A 17,350-nucleotide genomic window follows, 5' to 3' on the forward strand; every position below is an offset into this window, starting at 1 on the left:
AAGGGTGTGGGGGCAGAACGGATGGGGGTCAGGTGAGGGCGCCGGACAGGGCGAGCGAGTGCAGGAAGCGCATCAGGGTCATCAGCACGTCCTTGCTGGACGCCCGGCGGCGCACATCGCAGTCCATGATCGGGATGTCCGGGGTCAGGTCCAGCGCGGTGCGCAGTTCCTCGGCCGGGTAACGGGGCGCGTCGGGGAAGGAGTTGATGGCCACGACGAAGGGCACCCCGCGCTCCTCCAGGCGTCCCATGACGTCGAAGCTGACTTCCAGGCGCCGGGTGTCGACCAGGACGACCGCGCCGAGCGCCCCTTCGAACAGGCCGTTCCACAGGAACCAGAAGCGCTCCTGGCCGGGGGTCCCGAAGAGGTAGAGCACCAGCCTGTCGGTGATGCTGATGCGGCCGAAGTCCATGGCCACGGTGGTGGCCGTCTTGGAGTCGGAGCCGTAGTTGTCGTCGACCCCGATGCCGGCCTGGGTCATGGTCTCCTCGGTGGTCAGCGGCCTGATGTCGCTGACCGAACCGACCATGGTGGTCTTGCCGACGCCGAAGCCGCCCACGATCACGATCTTCGCCGCGGACTGTGCCGTGTGCGGCAGATGGTCCTCGGCGCGTGGTCCGGGGAGGGTGTCAGAGCCGTTGAAGTCCATGCATCACCGCTTCGAGGAGTGAACGGTCGGCGACCGCCTGCCGGACGATCGGGGCGCGGGCCTGTACCAGTTCGTTCGTGATCAGCTCGGTGATCAGGACGGTCATCGCGCTGAACGGCAGATTGAGGTAGGCCGAGAGCTCGGCCACGGACAGGGGGGCGGAGCAGAGCCGGAGCACGGCCGCCTCCTCCGGTGAGGAGGACGGCGGCGGCGCGGAGCGCGCCACGATCAGGGTGACCAGGTCGAGTTCGGCCCGGCCGCCGTCGGCGGTGCCGGCGATGGTGTACAGCCGTTCGGGGTACCTGCGCGGCTGCTCGCCTTCCGCCGGTCGAGGGGGCGGCGGTGGCGGTGGCGGCAGTTGCTGCGGCTGGCGCCGTTTGCGTCGCGGAGGAGTCATACGGTCTGCCCGTTCCGCCGGGGCGGACTGGTGAGATGGGCGCCCACCCGGACGACGAGGTCACGCATCATGCCGCTCATCCGGCCCGGCTCGCAGGTCACGTCGGCGAGCACGGCGAGGTAGGCGTTGGCACCGGCGTTCATGAGGTAGAAGTAGCCGCCGTCGATCTCGATGACGACGAGCTTCATCTCGCCGGCGCCGGGGATCTCCTGGATGATGGCACCGGCGAGGCTCTGTACGCCCGCGCAGGCGGCGGCGACCCGGTCGGCGGCGTCGGGGTCGCCTCCGTGACGGGCGATGCGCAGTCCGTCGGCGGAGAGGACCACGATCATCTCGATGCCCGGTACGCCGTCGTTCAGCTGCTTGAGCATCCAGTCGAAGTTGCCTCGCTGCTGGATCACTTGAGGTCCCCCTCGTCGTCGGCCTCGGTGACGGCCTCGGTAACGGTGTCCGAATCGTTGAGCAGGTGCTGGTACGCGGCGGGGTTCAGCGTGAAGTCGGTGAGCTCGGCCGCGGTGGCGTCCTCGGGCATGCCCTTCCTCAGGCCGTTCCAGAAGTCGTCCACCCACATGCCCGGCGGCCGCTCGCGCAGCTTCTTCAGCTCGGGGTCCATCTCGGGCTCGGGTGCGGGCTTGTGCTGGGACCAGATGGTCGGCCTGCCCTCGCGCTCGGCGCGCTCGATGGCGGCCTGCTCGGCGATCCGCTGACTGAGCGGGGTCTTCACGCGGCTGCGGCGCTGCGGCAACCCGCCCGCCGTCCACTCGGTGACCTCGGGGACGTCGTCCTCCATGGAGATCCCGGCGGGGATGCGGGGGCTGGTGGGGCGGCGCTTCTTGGGCGGGCGCTTCGGGCCCTCCACCGCGCCGAGTTCGGCCTTCGGCACGGCGGTGGCACCGATGCCGTGGGCGGCGCCGACGCCGGGCTCGGTGGTGGTCATGACGCCCGGTACGACGAGGATCGCGCGGACGCCGCCGTAGGCGGAGGCGCGCAGCGAGACCTGCATGTCGAAGGCCTTGCAGAGCCGGCCGACGACGGCGAGGCCGAGGCGGGGGCTCGAGCCCAGGTTCTCCGCGTCGTCGCCCGCCATGGCGTCCGTGATCGCCTTCTCGATGCGGGCGCGGGACTCCTCGCTGAGGCTGACGCCGGCGTCCTCGATCTCGATGACGACGCCGGTCTGCACCTCGGCGGCGGTGACGTGCACCTTGGTCGACGGAGGCGAGTAGCGGGTCGCGTTGTCGAGGAGCTCGGCGGCCGCGTGGATGATCGGCTCGACCGAGGTGCCCTTGATGTTGATGTTGACGATGGAGTTCAGCTCGATGCGCCGGTACTCCAGGATCCGGGACATGGCACCGCGCAGCACGCTGTAGAGCGACACGGGCAGGGGCCACTGGCGGCCGGGGCGGCCGCCGCCGAGCACGGAGATGGTGTCCGCGAGACGGCCGATCAGCGCGCTGCCGTGGTCCAGGCGCAGCAGGTCGTCGAAGACCTCGGGGTTGCGGCCGTGGTCCTCCTCCATCTCGCGCAGTTCGTTGGCCTGCTGGTGGACGATGGCCTGGATGCGGCGGGCGATGCTGACGAAGGAGCGCTCGGTCGCGTCGCGCATCGAGATCTCGTGGTCGGCGCCGCGCAGCGCGCAGTGCAGCAGGGTGCGCTGCGACTCGGGCATGTGACGCAGTTCGGGGTCGAGGTCGACGACCTTGCGCATCACCTCCCGGAGCGGCTCTCCGTAGCGCAGCCGGTGCAGCGCGTTCGGCATGACCTCGGTGCTGAGGCGGACGATCTCCTCGTCGTGCGCGGCGAGGCGGCGTTCCAGATACGCGGTGTGACGGGCGTGCTCGGCCTGCGCCTCGCGGAGCTTGCGTCCGCGGCGGAGGGCTTCGGCGCCCGTGGCGAGGACCAGCAGCACGGCAACGGCGCCGCATCCGCCGACGGCGATCCGGGCCGTGGCCGGTACCAGGGCGGCGGCGGCCCCGGTCGCCGCGGCCATCACTATGGCCGGGAGCAACAGCACGCGGGCATAAGGACGTTCACGGCCGCCGGGAGGCTTTCGAACACTCACCATGGATGCCTTCTGAGACGAATCGGCTGGGTGTCAGAGGAGCTTTTGGGGGGAAGGTTCATGGAACCGAAGGGATCTTCCGGGTGTTTGGGAACAGGCGCACGAATTCACCTCAACTCGGTGCGCCGCGGGCGAGCTTAGTCCGACCGGATCATCGCCGTGTCATATTCGGCAAGCACCTGAAATCGCCCGCGCAACAGGAGTACGCTCGGCCACATTTGCACGCTCGGAGATCATTCGAACACGGTGCGTGACGGTGTACGCGCGTGCGAGAGTCACTCACCGTGATGAGTGAAATGGGGGCTCCTCGGCAGCCCGGACAGCTCGGGGCCGGGCGCCTGGTGTGCACCCAAAAAAAGAGGGCGCGGGGAACTGCGCGATCAGCGACAGTTCACCCGCGCCCGCAGGCTCAGGGTCAGCCCACCGAGGAGTAGGCGACCACACCCCGCAGCAACTGTTCGACGGCCTTGCGGGCGGCCTTCGCCACCGTCGAGCCCTCCACAGGAGAAGCCGCCGAGATCTGCCCGAGCACGTCGATGACCTGCTTGCACCAGCGCACGAAGTCACCGGCCGGCATCTCCGCCTCGCGCAGCACCTCGTCCAGGCCCTTGCCGGAGGCCCACATGTAGGCGGCCCAGGCGAAGCCGAGGTCCGGCTCGCGCTGGCCTACTCCCTCGGTCTGGTTGATCCGGAAGTCCTCCTCCAGAGCATCGAGTCGGCCCCAGATCCGGACCATCTCCCCCAGCGCGGCCTTCGCCTTGCCGGAGGGCAGCTTGGGCGCCATCGCGTCGTCACCGACCCGCGCCTCGTACACCAACGCCGAGACGCAGGCCGCGAGTTCGGCCGGGCCGAGGCCCTCCCAGACGCCTTCGCGCAGGCATTCGCTGGCCAGCAGGTCGAGTTCGCCGTAGAGCCGGGCGAGCCGCTTGCCGTGCTCGGTGACCTCGTCGCCGCGCAGGTAGTCGAGTTCGGTCAGCAGCGCCACGATCCGGTCGAAGGTACGCGCGATCGTGTTGGTACGGCCCTCGATCCGGCGCTCCAGCTGCGAGGTGTCACGCAGCAGCCGGTGGTGGCGCTCGGCCCAGCGGGCATGGTCCTCACGGTCGTCGCAGCCGTGGCAGGGGTGGGCCCGGATCGCCGTGCGCAGCCGTGCGATCTCCCGGTCGTCGGCGGCCTGCGACCGCTTCTTGCGGGCCCGCTCCGGCGGGATGTGCCCGGCCTTGCTCCGCAGCGCGGAGGCGAGGTCCCGGCGGGACTGCGGCGAGCGCGGGTTGAAGTTCTTCGGGATCCGCATCCGGTCCAGCGGCTCGACCGGCACCGGGAAGTCCATCGACGCCAGCCGCTTGACCTGCCGTTCGGCGGTCAGCACCAGCGGGCGCGGACCGTCGTGGTGGTCGAAGCCCCGGTGCCCGTTGGACCGGCCGGCGGGCAGGCCCGGGTCCAGGACCAGGGCCAGGCCCGCGTACTTGCCGGTGGGCACGTGGATGACGTCGCCCGGCTTGAGCCGCTCCAGGGCGACGGCGGCCTCGGCGCGCCGCTCGTGCACGCCCTGCCGGGCCAGCTCGGTCTCCCGGTCCTTCAGCTCGCGGCGCAGCCGCGCGTACTCCTCGAAGTCGCCGAGGTGGCAGGTCATGGAGGCCTTGTAGCCCTCCAGGCCCTCCTCGTTGCGCTGCACCTGCCGGGAGATCCCGACGACCGACTTGTCGGCCTGGAACTGCGCGAAGGAGGTCTCCAGCAGCTCGCGCGAGCGGTGCCGGCCGAACTGCTCGACCAGGTTGACCGCCATGTTGTACGACGGCTTGAAGCTGGAGCGCAGCGGGTAGGTGCGCGTGCCCGCGAGACCGGCGAGGTGCTCGGGGCTCATGCCGCGCTGCCAGAGCACGACCGCGTGCCCCTCGACGTCGATGCCGCGCCTGCCGGCCCGGCCGGTCAGCTGGGTGTACTCGCCCGGCGTGATGTCGGCGTGCTGCTCGCCGTTCCACTTGACGAGCTTCTCCAGCACCACCGAACGGGCGGGCATGTTGATGCCGAGCGCCAGGGTCTCGGTCGCGAACACGGCCTTGACCAGTCCGCGCACGAACAGCTCCTCGACGACCTCCTTGAAGGTCGGCAGCATGCCCGCGTGGTGGGCGGCGATGCCGCGTTCCAGGCCCTCCAGCCACTCGTAGTAGCCGAGGACGTGCAGGTCCTCGGTCGGGATGGCGGCGGTGCGCTCCTCGACCAGCGCGCGGACCTGCTCCCGCGCCTCCTCGTCGTTGAGCCTGAGGCCCGCGTACAGGCACTGCTGGACGGCGGCCTCGCAGGCGGCACGGCTGAAGATGAAGGTGATCGCGGGCAGCAGCCCCTCGGAGTCGAGGCGCTCGATGACCTCGGGCCGGCCCGGCGTCCACACGCGCGAGCGCTGTCTGCGCTCCCGCTCGCGGTCGGCCTCGCGCATCGCCCGGCCGCGTCTGCGGTCCTGGTACGAGGGCCGGGTCGCCTCCATGCGGGCGAGGCGGGCGAGGTCGGGATTGACGGCCTTCTTGTGGCCCTCGCCCTCCTCGAACAGGTCGTACATCCGGCGCCCGGCGAGCACATGCTGGAACAGCGGCACCGGCCGGTGCTCGGAGACGATCACCTCGGTGTCGCCGCGGACGGTGTCCAGCCAGTCACCGAACTCCTCGGCGTTGGACACGGTCGCCGACAGTGACACCAGGGTCACCGACTCGGGCAGGTGGATGATCACCTCCTCCCATACGGCGCCGCGGAAGCGGTCGGAGAGGTAGTGCACCTCGTCCATGACCACATGGCCGAGGCCGAGAAGGGTCTGGGAGCCCGCGTACAGCATGTTCCGCAGCACCTCGGTGGTCATCACGACCACCGGGGCATCGGAGTTGACGCTGTTGTCGCCGGTGAGCAGGCCGACCTTCTCCGTGCCGTAACGGCGGCACAGGTCGGTGTACTTCTGGTTCGACAGCGCCTTGATGGGTGTCGTGTAGAAGCACTTCTTGCCCTGCTGCAGGGCGAGGTGGACGGCGAACTCGCCCACGATCGTCTTGCCCGAACCGGTGGGGGCGGCCACCAGCACACCCTTCCCCGCTTCGAGCGCCTGGCAGGCCTCGATCTGGAAGGGGTCGAGGCCGAAGTCGTACATCTCGCGGAAGGACGCGAGCGCGGTGGCCTGCTCGACTGCCCGCCTCCGGGCTGCCGCGTACCGCTCGGCCGGTGAGAGGTCCTCTGTCATCGTGCTTTCGAGCGTACCGGGCGCCACTGACAACAGGACGATCATTATCCGGATCTTGGGCTGATCCACAACGCCGCGATGCCCCCGTCCTCGGGGGACGGGGGCATCGCGGCGTCGGTGAGCGGCCGGTCCGGCTCACGGCGGGGGACGTCAGGTGATGTCGTCGTAGCCGTTGACCCGGTCGGTGCTCGTCTGCTCGGGCAGGGCGCGGGTGGCGGAGACGGGCTCGATGCCGCCGATGTCCTCGGGCGTCAGGTCCAGTTCGGAGGCCTCGTCGTCGGCCGGGCCCGCCTCTTCGCGGCGCCGCCTGCGCCGGTCGTTGAGCAGCGAGAAGACGACCGCGCCGAAGTACAGCACCCAGATCGGCCCGGCGAGCATCAGCATCGTCAGCGGATCCGTGCTCGGTGTGGCGACGGCCGCGAAGACCGTGATGCCGAGGATCATGCCCCGCCACCAGCCGAGCATGCGCCTGCCGGTGATGGCACCGGTCAGGTTCAGCATGATCAGCAGCAGCGGCAGCTCGAAGGAGAGGCCGAAGACGACCACCATGCGGGTGACCAGGTCCAGCAGGTCGTCCAGCGGCAGCAGGTTGTTCACGCCGTGCGGTGTGAAGCCGATCAGGACCTTCGCCGTGGTGGGGAGCACCTTGTAGGCGAAGTAGGCGCCGGCGAGGAAGAGCGGCACGCCCGTGCCGACGAAGCCGTAGGCGTACTTCTTCTCGTGCCGGTGCAGGCCGGGGGCGATGAAGCCCCACAGCTGGTACAGCCACACCGGCGAGGCCAGCACCACACCGGCCATCAGGGAGATCTTCAGCGCCAGGGTGAACGGCGTCAGCAGACCGTTGATGGTGATCTGCGCGCACTGGTGCGTCTTCTCGTGCGACTTCGCCAGCTGCTCGAAGGTCTGGGCGCAACCGACCGAGTCCAGCACCGGCTTGGTGATGAAGTTGACGATGTCGTTGTAGAAGAAGGCGGCCACACACGTCACGACGACGATGGCCAGCATCGCCTTCGCGAGCCGGTTGCGCAGCTCACGAAGGTGATCCGCGAGGGGCATCCGCCCCTCGGGATCTCTCTCCTTCTTGCGGGCAGGCTTGAGCAACCCACGTCCTCATCTCGTGCGGCGGGCCGGGATACTCCGGCCCTGCGTCAGCGCTGGGTGGTGTCCGTCGGCTCGTTGACCGGCCGCGAGCTGGTCACATCGCCGGGGGCCGCCTGGATGGTGCGCTGGGCCGCGGGCTGCTCGTTGGATGCGGGCGCCTGGGCGGAGGTGCTGCCCTCCTCCTTCATCGCCTTGGCCTCGCTCTTGAGGATGCGCGCGGACTTGCCGAGGGAGCGGGCCATGTCCGGAAGCTTCTTCGCGCCGAACAGCAGCACGATGACGACGAGGATGAGAATGATCTCGGGGGCTCCGAGCCTTCCGAACATAAGTCTTTACCTTCTCACCGAGGCGGCTGGGTGGGGTGCTGTCCGACGAGTCGGACATGTGTCTGAGTGGTCGTGCTGCCAGCGATCGTAACGCTCGGGGGTAAACGTGAGGCAATCCCCGTGCGTACTCCCGGTCCGCGGCACGCGCCTCGTTCTTCGCACCGCGATCAGCAGCGTACCTGCCCCGGCGGGCAGCATGACAGGGCGAAGTGACGCAAACCGCTTCAGTCGGGGCCCATCGGCCTCGCCCGGCGTCGCTACAGCGTGTCCACGGCACGGGCCGCACTGACCGACGCCCGCTCCAGATCCTCGGCCGCCCTGTTGATACGGCGCGCGGAGTCCGTGACCTGCTGTCCGAGGCGCCGCGCCTCCAGGAAGACCCGGACGGCGAGCACACCCAGAACGGCGAGACCCAGGAAACCCACGGCAACCGCGAACATCGGCCAGAACATGTCCCCGAGCCTAGACCGTCCTACACCGTGGAGTGCAGCCGCAGGGTCCTGACCCCGCCGCCGGTGAGCAGTTCGACGATGCGCTCGCCGGCCGGCTTGCGCACGGCGGCGCCGCACTCGGGGCAGGTGAAGGAGTAGAAGGTCGTCCGGCTGGTGGCACCGATGGCCAGGCGCAGGGCGCTCGCGGCGAGCTCGAAGCGGCCCCGGCAGTCCGGGCAGCCCGCCTTGAACACCACGGGGACCACTCTCTTCATCCCGGCGAAGGCGGCCGCCACCGTCATTTCCCTCGCACCGGACACCGGAGACTCGCTCACAGCCCTCGCTCCTCGTTTCTGGTCGTTCGCCGTCGGGGCGCCGCGGCCGATGCCGAGGGGCCGGTCGGCCCTGCCCGGCCCCGGGGCCGGTCGGCCCCGGATCTGCACGCCCCGGCCCTGCCCAGCCCTGACCTGCGCACCGGCCCGCTCTCGACGTCGCTCGAACGGCTGCCGCCCGTGACCCTGCGGCACCGGCGCGCCGCGGCGGCTCACTGCTGACTGTCGTCCTGCCCGTCGTGCACCCCGTGCACCGCGCCCGGCGGTATGTCGTACGCCGCCAGTGCCTCGCGGGCCGCCCGGCGGGCGCTGTCGGCCAGCTCGGGCGGTGAGACGATCCGGCCGTCGCGGCCCAGCCGCAGCACCAGCCGCCTCAGGGAGGCCGGATCCGGGGTGCGCAGAGTGATACGCAGCCCGCCGTCGGAAAGCTCATCGGCGCTGTCGTGCGGGTAGTACTCGGCCACCCAGCGGCCGCCCGGGCCGACCTCGATCACGACCTCCGGGTCCTCGGCGGCCGGCTGCACCAGGGCCTCCGAGAGGTCCCGCAGCTCGATCTCCGGCGGCGCCGACGGCTCGTCCAGGATTCTGATCTCGGCGACCCGGTCGAGCCGGAAGGTGCGGCGCGCCTCGGAGCGGCGGCACCAGGCCTCGACATAGGTGTGCCCGACACTGACCAGACGGATGGGGTCGATCTCGCGCTCGGTGACCTCGTCACGGGCCGGCGAGTAGTAGCGGATCCACAGCCGGCGTCGCTCGGCGATCGCCCGGTCGACATCGGCGAAGACACCGCCCTCGGACTCGAAGGTCACCGACAGGCGGGAGCTGGCGCCCGCCGCCTCGCCGGCCGCCGTCTCCACCTTGGCGGTCGCCCGCAGCAGGGCCTGGCGGTCGCCCTCCCTGAGGCCCGGCAGCGTGGAGACCGCACGGGCGGCCACCAGCAGGGCGGTGGCCTCGTCGGCGGCGAGCCGCAGCGGCTCGGCCGCCTCCTCGCCGAGCGCGGCCGGGTTGTGCCACCAGATGCGCTCGCCGTCGGTGTCGATGTCCAGCAGATCGCCACCGCGGAAGCTGGTGCCGCACATGGGCAGCAGATCGAGGTCGGAGACCAGCTCGTCCTCGGTGATGCCGAAGGCGCGTGCGACATCGGCGATCCGCGCGCCGGGCCGCTCCCTGAGGTAGGTCACCAGGGAGAGCATCCGCCGGGTCTGGTCGATGGCGTTCACGGGCCTGACCGGTTTGCCTGCCACAGTCCTGCTCCCTCCCCCTCAGCCCTTGGCCACGGCACGCAGCCGGTCCACCACGTCGGCCCGCAGCTCGGCCGGCTCCAGGACCACCACGTCCGGTCCGAACTCCACCAGCCACGCGTCCAGGCCGTGCCCGTACGGAATTTCCAACTCGTCCCAGCCGTCGCCGAGTTCCCGGACCCTGGTGGCCTTCGCCCGAAGGGGGTACCCCGCACCGGCCCGCAGCCGGATCAGCGCCGACCCGTCGGCGATCTCGCCCGCCCAGCCGGCCACGGTCTCGCGCACGGTGACGACATCGGGCACGGGAGCGGTGAAGCCCGTACCGCGCGAGCGGACCCTTCCCGTGATCCGGGAGAGCCGGAAGACGCGCTCGGCGCCCCGGTCACGGTCCCAGCCGGCCAGGTACCAGTGGCCGCGCCAGCACTCCAGCGCCCACGGCTCGACGTGCCGCGGTTCGGGGCGGGCGGCGGTGGCCTTGCGGTAGTCGAAGACGACGGGCCGGCGGTCGCGGCACGCCAGCATCAGCGGCTCGAAGGCGGCCTCGTGCACGGGGATGCGCGGTTCCAGGGCACCGTGCGCCTCGTACGGATCGACGTCCTCGGGCAGTCCGGCCGCCCGCAGCTTCTGCAGGGCGCCGCTGGCGGCGCCGGCCAGCCGGGCCTGCTGCCAGACCTTGGCGGCCAGACCCAGGGCGGCCGCCTCCTCGGCGTCCAGCGTGATGGGAGGCAGTCGGTTGCTGTCACGGCGGGCGAGATAGCCGACCTCGCCGTCGAGGTTCTCCACCGTCGCGATGACCAGGCCCAGCTCGCGCAGGTCGTCCTTGTCCCGCTCGAACATCCGGTTGAAGGAGTCGTCGCTGCCCGCCGCACCCCTGTCCGGCCTGGAGGCCGCACCCCTGTCCGGCCTGGAGGCCGCACCCCTGTCCGGCCTGGAGGCCTCGACATACGCCTCAATGGAATCGCGCAGCTCGCGCTTGCTGAGCGGCCGCCGCGTCCCGAGCAGACACAGCGCGAGGTTCATCAGCCGCTCGGCCTTGGCAATGGCCATCGACGCCCTTCGCCTTCCTCATGGTGCTTCCGACCGTTGACCGTACCGCTCCGGAGTGTCGGGGCAAAAGCCGATGCAGAGAAGGAGGGGCCATACGAACACCATCGGCCCAGGAAGAAGGGCCCGTGCGGACAGCACGGGCCCTTGTCCGACCAGAATCGGTCAGCGCTTGCCGACGCCCACCAGGTCGCAGACGAAGATGAGCGCCTCACCCGGGGCGATCCGGCCGCCACCGGCGCCGCGGTCGCCGTAGGCGAGGTGCGCGGGGATGGTCAGCTTGCGGCGGCCGCCGACCTTCATGCCCTGCACGCCCTTGTCCCAGCCCTGGATGACCTGGCCGACGCCGAGCTGGAACTCCAGCGGCGTGCCGCGGTTCCAGGAGGCGTCGAACTCCTCGCCGGTGGAGAACGCGACGCCCACGTAGTGGACCTTGACGAGGTCGCCGGCCTGCGCCTCCTGACCGTCGCCCTCCCAGATCTCCACGATCTCGAGGTCGGCCGGGACCGGACCTTCCGGGAAGTCGATCTCGGGCTTGTCGATGTTCACGTCAAAAGCTCCTGCTGTGTACGACACAAGACACGGACAGTCTGTCATCCTCGCAGGTCTGTCACCCGCCAGGTCACCGCGGCACGGACCCGCTACATCGCCGCCAGGATGTCCACCGAGAACACCAGCGTGGAGTCCTTCTTGATGGGGCTGCCGCTCGGCGGGTTGTTGCCGTAGCCCAGGTCCGGCGGTACGACGACGAGCACCCTGCTGCCCACCTTCTTGCCGGTCAAACCCTGGGAGAGGCCCTTGACGACCTGCTGCATCTGCTCCAGCGAGAACTGGCTGAGCCGCCCGGAACCGTACGTCTGCTGAAACGTCTTGCCGCCGTCCCAGACCACGCCCTTGAACTGGCACAGGATCGTCTGGTCCGCCTTGAGCTCCGCGCCGTCGCCCTCCAGGACGTAGCTCGACACCAGCTTCTTGGGCGGGGCGGACGCCGGCACGGTGATCTTGGGTTCGGCACCGTCGGTGTTGGTACCGACCTTCGGCAGCGAGGCGTCGCTCTGCGGGACCGGCGTGCCCTTGGCCGAGCTCTTGGAGTTGAAGGAGTCGATCAGGTCGATGACGAAGACCAGGGTGTCGGTGCCCTTGATTCCCGCCTGGGCGTTGCCCTCCTTGCCGTACCCCCACGTGGGCGGGACGGCGATCTCCACCCGGCTGCCGGTCTTCTTGCCCGCGAGCGCATACCGCCAGCCGTCGATGATGCTGCCCTGGGCGAGCTGCATGACCAGCGGACGGTGGCGGTCGTAGGAGTTGTCGAAGACCTTGGCGGTGCTCCAGATCTGGCCCAGGTAGTTCGCCTGGATGAAGTCGTTCTCCGCGATGGTGCGGCCGCCGCCCGCGATGGCCGTCTTCACCGCCAGGTCCTTCGACGGCTCCCCCGATCCCTTGGCCACGGTCGGCTTCTCACCGAACTTCGTGCCCGCCGTGATCGCCGGCAGCGGACCGTCCACGATCTTGGGCGGGGGCGCGGCCGACGCCGAGGCCGACGGCGACGCGCCGGGCTTGCTCTTGCTGGAGTCGGACTTGTCGTCGCCGCATCCGGCGAGCGTGACCAGTCCTGCGGGAACGGCGGCAAGGAGGAGTGAACGTCGGCGCACGGAGATGCCTCGTAATCGGTCGATCTTGTGGTTGGCGTGCGCGCAACTCTACGACGCGAGAAGGGCGCCGTACGGGAAACGTACGGCGCCCGTGTGGCGTTCCGGCATTTCGGTGCCGAAACACTTGACTCGCGCAGTTTCGTCACATTCCGGCGATGAGCTTCTCCACCCGATCGTCCACCGAACGGAACGGGTCCTTGCACAACACGGTGCGCTGCGCCTGGTCATTGAGCTTGAGGTGCACCCAGTCCACCGTGAAGTCCCGGCGCTGTTCCTGTGCCCGGCGGATGAAGTCGCCGCGCAACCGGGCCCGAGTGGTCTGCGGAGGAACCGACTTGCCCTCGAAGATCTTCAAGTCGTTGCAGATCCGAGCGGCCTGACCCTTCCTCTCCAGCAGGTAGTACAGCCCACGACGGCGGTGGATGTCGTGATAGGCGAGGTCTATCTGGGCGACCCGCGGATGCGACATCGTCATGTTGTTCTTGGCCCGGTACCGCTCGATGAGCTTGTACTTCATCACCCAGTCGATCTCGGTGCCGATGCGGTCGAGCTCCTCCGTCTCGATCGCCTCCAGCGTGCGGCCCCACAGCTCCAGGACCTGCGCGACCGTGCCGGTGCGGATACCGCGGCGGTCGCAGAAGTCGACGGCCTTGTCGAAGTACTCGCGCTGCACCTCCAGCGCCGAGGCCTCACGGCCGCTGGCCAGCCGCACCTTGCGCCGGCCGGTGATGTCATGGCTGACCTCGCGGATCGCCCGGATCGGGTTCTCCAGGGTGAGGTCCCGCATCACCGTGCCCGCCTCGATCATGCGCAGCACCAGGTCGGTGGCGCCGACCTTGAGCAGCATGGTCGTCTCGGACATGTTCGAGTCACCCACGATCACGTGCAGCCGGCGGTAGCGCTCGGCGTCCGCGTGGGGTTCGTCGCGGGTGTTGATGATGGGCCGGGAACGCGTCGTCGCCGAGGAGACGCCCTCCCAGATGTGCTCCGCGCGCTGGCTGACGCAGTAGACGGCACCGCGCGGCGTCTGCAGGACCTTGCCCGCACCGCACAGCAGCTGCCTGGTCACCAGGAAGGGGATGAGAATGTCCGCGAGACGGGAGAACTCCCCGTGCCGGGCCACCAGGTAGTTCTCGTGGCAGCCGTAGGAGTTGCCCGCCGAGTCGGTGTTGTTCTTGAAGAGGTAGACGTCGCCCGCGATTCCCTCCTCGTGCAGGCGTCGTTCCGCGTCCACCAGGAGTCCCTCGAGAATGCGCTCGCCGGCCTTGTCGTGGGTGACCAGTTCGGTCACGTTGTCACATTCGGGTGTTGCGTATTCCGGATGTGACCCCACGTCGAGATAGAGCCGGGCGCCGTTTCGCAGAAAGACATTGCTGCTGCGGCCCCATGACACGACACGGCGGAAGAGGTACCGCGCCACCTCGTCAGGCGACAGGCGGCGCTGTCCCCTGAACGTGCACGTGACGCCGTACTCGTTCTCCAGCCCGAAAATGCGGCGGTCCATGACTGAACATTACGCCCGATCCCCTGAGCTGAAACGGGGTTCGACAGCACGATTTGGATCAGTTTCCGATGAAGCCGCAACAACCCCGCCCGGCACGGGAGCTGCGAGGACCCGTCCGGTGGCGAGCAGGACCAGCAGGGACACGGCCCCCGCCGCACCCGGCAGCGCGAAACCCCACAGGGCACCACCGCCCTGGACGACCGGCCCCGCCAGGCCCGTTCCGACCGAGGCACCCACGGTGAACGTCGTCACAAGCCAGGAGAACGCCTCGGTGACGGTGCCGCGCGGCGCGTGCCGGTCGACGATGATGAACGCACAGGCGATGCAGGGGGCGAGGAACACCCCGGAGACCACCGTGAGCAGCACCATGGCCACCGCGCCCGGCATCAGCATCAGCGGCAGGTAACACACCGCCAGAAGTGCCACCAGGACCCGCAGTCGCCGCTCCGGCGTACCGCTCCACTGCCGCGCCCCGTACACCGTGCCGCCCGCCAGGGCACCGAGACCGAGCGCGGCCATCAGCCAGCCGTAGACCGCGTCACCGCCGTGCGCGTCGGCGTACGACATCGAGGCCACCGTGATGGAGCCGAGCGCGATCCCGACGAACAGGAAGGAGCCGAGCAGCGCCAGCAGGCCGGGCGAGCGCAGGGCACCCAGCCAGTGGGCCTCGCGCGGCGCCGACCGCCACGCGCGCGAGGGAGCGGAGACGACCACCGAGAGGGCACCGAGAACACCGACGGCGTTCAGCACCAGCAGGGCCGCCCGCTCCGACCACAGCGACACGCACAGGGTGACCAGCAGCGGCCCGACGGTGAACATGACCTCCTGCGCCACCGCGTCCATGGCGTACGCCGTGTGCACCTGCTCCTCGCGGCGCAGCACGGACGGCCACAGGGCACGCAGACCGCCCTCCAGGGGCGGGGTGAACAGGCCCGCGGCCGCGACGGCGGCGTACGCGAACGGCAGCGGGTCGGTACCCGAGAGGGCGAAGGCCGTCATGGCGAGCGCGGAGAGCACGGCCGCGGGCAGCTGCACCCGCGGCTGCCCGTACAGGTCCACCAGCCGGCCGAGGACGGGCTGGCCCACGGCGTTGGCGACGCCGTACACGGCCGCGAGGACACCCGCCAGGCTGTAGCTGCCGCCCTCCGCGCGGACGAACAGCACGAGCGCGATCGCGGCGGTCGCGTTGGGGAGCCGGCCCACCAGGGTGCCGGTCAGCAGGCGCGCCGCGTGTCTCGCCCTGAGGATCTCCAGGTATCCCGCGGCCATGTCCTGCCTCCTAGTGTTACGTATAACGTCCCTTCCCATACGTACCATGTGCGCTGTTCACACGTCCAGACGACCAGGGCGAGCCACAGGGCGCACCGGCGTCGGGGCGTGACCGCGCTCAGCCCTCCGGGCCTGTGCCCGCTCGCGCCCCTGCACCGGCCGCGGCGCCCGCAGGCGAACGGCCCGACACAGAGGAGCAGGCCCACGGTGGCACCCAGCAGCACGCGCCCGACCAGCCGTGACGTCGCCCAGGCGGCCGGAGTCTCCCAGGCCGCCGTCTCCCTCGTCCTGGGCGACAAGTGGCGCGGCCGAGTCTCCGAGGCCACCGCCGAGCGGGTCCGCGAAGCCGCACGGGAGCTGGGCTACCGGCCCAACCTCGCCGCCCGCAATCTGCGCCTGGGCCGCACCCGCACGGTCCTGCTCGTGGTGCCGGCGCTCACGACCGAGTTCTTCGCCGGCGTCTACACCGGCGCCGCACGCGTGGCCGCCCGGCACGGCTTCGGCGTGGTGCTCTACCCCTCCCCCGAGGGCATCGGCCCCGCCCGCGACCCCTTCGCCTCCGCCCAGGCCGCCCTGGACGGCGTCATCGCCTCCTCCATGGCCGCCGACGCACTCACCGCGATCCGCGGCGACCAGCTCCCCCTGGTCATGCTCGACAGCGACCCCGAGGGCAGCCTCGGCGCGGCGACCGTGAACCTGGACATCGCCGACGGCGTCCGGCAAGTCACCGAACACCTGCTCGACCTCGGCCACCGCCGCATCCTGCACCTCGCCGCCGACGTACCCTCCTGGACCTTCGAGATGCGCGCCCGGGAGCTCGCCGCACGCCTGTCCGCCGCACCGGGCACGGAGATCCGTACGGCCCGCGCGCCGATCTCCATCGAGGACGCCCTGGCCGCCACCGAAGCGGCGCTCACCCGGCCCGGCCCACGGCCCACGGCGGTCGTCTGCGACGACGACAAACTGGCCGCCGGCGCCTACAAGGCCCTGCGTCGCCTCGGCCTCAGGGTCCCCGACGACGTCTCCGTCACCGGCCTCGACGACCTCGCCCTGGCCACGGCCCTCGACCCCGAGCTGACGACCGTACGACTGGACGCCGAACTCTTCGGGGAACGCGGCATGGAGGCCCTGCTGGCCGTTCTGGAGGGCCGGGAGCCCGAAGCCGGGGACATCCCCGTGGAACTGGTCGTCCGGGGCTCCACCGCACCGCCTCGCACGCCTTGAAAGCGCCGGCTCGGACCCCCTGGACACGCCCTTGAACACGCCTGTGCCCCGGCCGGAGAACCGGCCGGGGCACAGCGAGCGGGGAAGAGCGAGCGAGGCAGGGCGGCGCAGGGCGGGGCCTACTCCTCCTCCTCGGAGCTCTCCGCCTCCGTGGCCGCGCCGTCCGCCTCCAGAAGACGGGAGAGCTGACGGCCGACGATGCGCTTGAACTTGCGCTTCTGCGGGCGCGTACGGTCCAGCACCGCGACCTCCAGGCGCTCGGCGGGGATCTCCCGCTCGCTGCCGTTGGTGTCACGGGACAGGGCCTGCACGGCCAGCTTCAGCGCCTCGGCGAGGCTCATGCCGTCCTGGTGACGCTGGTCCAGGAAGCTGCTGATCTGCTCGGCGTTTCCGCCCACCGCGACCGAACCGTGCTCGTCCACGATGGAACCGTCGTGCGGCAGCCGGTAGATCTGGTCGCCCTCCGGGGTCTCCCCGACCTCGGCCACGACCAGCTCCACCTCGTAAGGCTTCTCGGCGGCACTGGAGAAGATCGTGCCCAAGGTCTGGGCGTAGACGTTCGCGAGACCGCGGGCGGTCACATCGTCCCGGTCGTAGGTGTAGCCCCGCAGGTCGGCATAGCGGACGCCGCCGATACGGAGGTTCTCGTACTCGTTGTACTTGCCGGCGGCCGCGAAACCGATCCGGTCGTAGATCTCGCTGAACTTGTGCAGCGCACGGGACGGGTTCTCGCCGACGAACACGATGCCGTCGGCGTACTGCAGCACGACCAGGCTGCGGCCCCGGGCGATGCCCTTGCGGGCGTACTCGGCCCGGTCGGCCATGGCCTGCTGAGGTGAGACATAGAACGGCGTCGACACCGGTTATCCGTCCCTTTCTGTCATGGTCACTGGGATCA

At 70.2% G+C, this 17,350-nt stretch carries 17 protein-coding genes; 1 reads left to right on the plus strand and 16 read right to left on the minus strand.

Translation table 11 applies throughout. The annotated features are described in order from the left end of the window. Positions 1 to 28 precede the first annotated feature (28 nt). From ACZ7P3_RS30725 to ACZ7P3_RS30795, 15 genes are all read right to left on the minus strand, one after another. Positions 29 to 649, minus strand: coding sequence for a GTP-binding protein (locus ACZ7P3_RS30725; RefSeq protein WP_472086596.1), 621 nt, complete (start codon positions 647 to 649; stop codon positions 29 to 31). Further along, the gene (locus ACZ7P3_RS30730) at positions 630 to 1,046 is read right to left on the minus strand and encodes a DUF742 domain-containing protein (protein ID WP_472086597.1); all 417 of its coding nucleotides are present in this window, start codon (positions 1,044 to 1,046) and stop codon (positions 630 to 632) included. Before ACZ7P3_RS30730 ends, ACZ7P3_RS30725 begins: the two co-directional genes overlap by 20 nt. Further along, positions 1,043 to 1,447, minus strand: a complete 405-nt coding sequence (locus ACZ7P3_RS30735; RefSeq protein ID WP_361124329.1) for a roadblock/LC7 domain-containing protein — start codon at positions 1,445 to 1,447, stop codon at positions 1,043 to 1,045. Before ACZ7P3_RS30735 ends, ACZ7P3_RS30730 begins: the two co-directional genes overlap by 4 nt. Then, positions 1,444 to 3,108: an ATP-binding protein gene (locus ACZ7P3_RS30740; protein ID WP_472086599.1), complete on the minus strand. Its 1,665-nt coding sequence runs from the start codon at positions 3,106 to 3,108 to the stop codon at positions 1,444 to 1,446. The genes ACZ7P3_RS30735 and ACZ7P3_RS30740 overlap by 4 nt, the downstream gene beginning before the upstream one ends. Before the next feature lie 412 nt (positions 3,109 to 3,520). Beyond that, positions 3,521 to 6,373, minus strand: coding sequence for a DEAD/DEAH box helicase (locus ACZ7P3_RS30745; RefSeq protein ID WP_472086601.1), 2,853 nt, complete (start codon positions 6,371 to 6,373; stop codon positions 3,521 to 3,523). Between the two features lie 105 nt (positions 6,374 to 6,478). After that, on the minus strand, positions 6,479 to 7,429 hold the full coding sequence (tatC, locus tag ACZ7P3_RS30750) for a twin-arginine translocase subunit TatC (RefSeq protein WP_472086602.1): 951 nt from the start codon (positions 7,427 to 7,429) through the stop codon (positions 6,479 to 6,481). 47 nt (positions 7,430 to 7,476) lie between these two features. After that, on the minus strand, positions 7,477 to 7,755 hold the full coding sequence (gene tatA / locus ACZ7P3_RS30755; protein WP_472086604.1) for a Sec-independent protein translocase subunit TatA: 279 nt from the start codon (positions 7,753 to 7,755) through the stop codon (positions 7,477 to 7,479). A 257-nt stretch (positions 7,756 to 8,012) separates the two neighbouring features. Continuing rightward, entirely contained in the window at positions 8,013 to 8,207 is a 195-nt protein-coding gene (locus ACZ7P3_RS30760; RefSeq protein WP_472086605.1) for a hypothetical protein, read from the minus strand. Positions 8,208 to 8,227: 20 nt separating this feature from the next. Next, on the minus strand, positions 8,228 to 8,488 hold the full coding sequence (locus ACZ7P3_RS30765) for a hypothetical protein (RefSeq protein WP_365717519.1): 261 nt from the start codon (positions 8,486 to 8,488) through the stop codon (positions 8,228 to 8,230). A gap of 242 nt (positions 8,489 to 8,730) precedes the next feature. Next, positions 8,731 to 9,762, minus strand: a complete 1,032-nt coding sequence (locus ACZ7P3_RS30770) for a helix-turn-helix transcriptional regulator (RefSeq protein WP_472086607.1) — start codon at positions 9,760 to 9,762, stop codon at positions 8,731 to 8,733. Positions 9,763 to 9,780: 18 nt separating this feature from the next. Beyond that, positions 9,781 to 10,806: a helix-turn-helix transcriptional regulator gene (locus tag ACZ7P3_RS30775; RefSeq protein ID WP_472086609.1), complete on the minus strand. Its 1,026-nt coding sequence runs from the start codon at positions 10,804 to 10,806 to the stop codon at positions 9,781 to 9,783. Between the two features lie 162 nt (positions 10,807 to 10,968). Further along, on the minus strand, positions 10,969 to 11,352 hold the full coding sequence (locus ACZ7P3_RS30780; RefSeq protein WP_472086610.1) for an FKBP-type peptidyl-prolyl cis-trans isomerase: 384 nt from the start codon (positions 11,350 to 11,352) through the stop codon (positions 10,969 to 10,971). Positions 11,353 to 11,444: 92 nt separating this feature from the next. After that, the gene (locus ACZ7P3_RS30785; protein WP_472086611.1) at positions 11,445 to 12,455 is read right to left on the minus strand and encodes an FKBP-type peptidyl-prolyl cis-trans isomerase; all 1,011 of its coding nucleotides are present in this window, start codon (positions 12,453 to 12,455) and stop codon (positions 11,445 to 11,447) included. Positions 12,456 to 12,597: 142 nt separating this feature from the next. After that, on the minus strand, positions 12,598 to 13,959 hold the full coding sequence (gene pafA / locus ACZ7P3_RS30790; protein WP_472086613.1) for a Pup--protein ligase: 1,362 nt from the start codon (positions 13,957 to 13,959) through the stop codon (positions 12,598 to 12,600). 9 nt (positions 13,960 to 13,968) lie between these two features. Beyond that, on the minus strand, positions 13,969 to 15,228 hold the full coding sequence (locus tag ACZ7P3_RS30795; protein ID WP_472086614.1) for an MFS transporter: 1,260 nt from the start codon (positions 15,226 to 15,228) through the stop codon (positions 13,969 to 13,971). A gap of 207 nt (positions 15,229 to 15,435) precedes the next feature. Here ACZ7P3_RS30795 and ACZ7P3_RS30800 point away from each other — a divergent pair, with 207 nt between their 5' ends. Next, on the plus strand, positions 15,436 to 16,452 hold the full coding sequence (locus tag ACZ7P3_RS30800; protein ID WP_472086615.1) for a LacI family DNA-binding transcriptional regulator: 1,017 nt from the start codon (positions 15,436 to 15,438) through the stop codon (positions 16,450 to 16,452). A 119-nt stretch (positions 16,453 to 16,571) separates the two neighbouring features. On the opposite strand, the gene prcA is transcribed toward ACZ7P3_RS30800, so the two are convergent. Next, complete coding sequence (prcA, locus tag ACZ7P3_RS30805; RefSeq protein ID WP_472086617.1) at positions 16,572 to 17,312, minus strand: proteasome subunit alpha; 741 nt, start codon at positions 17,310 to 17,312, stop codon at positions 16,572 to 16,574. Between the last annotated feature and the right edge of the window lie 38 nt (positions 17,313 to 17,350).

This window comes from Streptomyces sp. NPDC107581 (assembly GCF_055657175.1).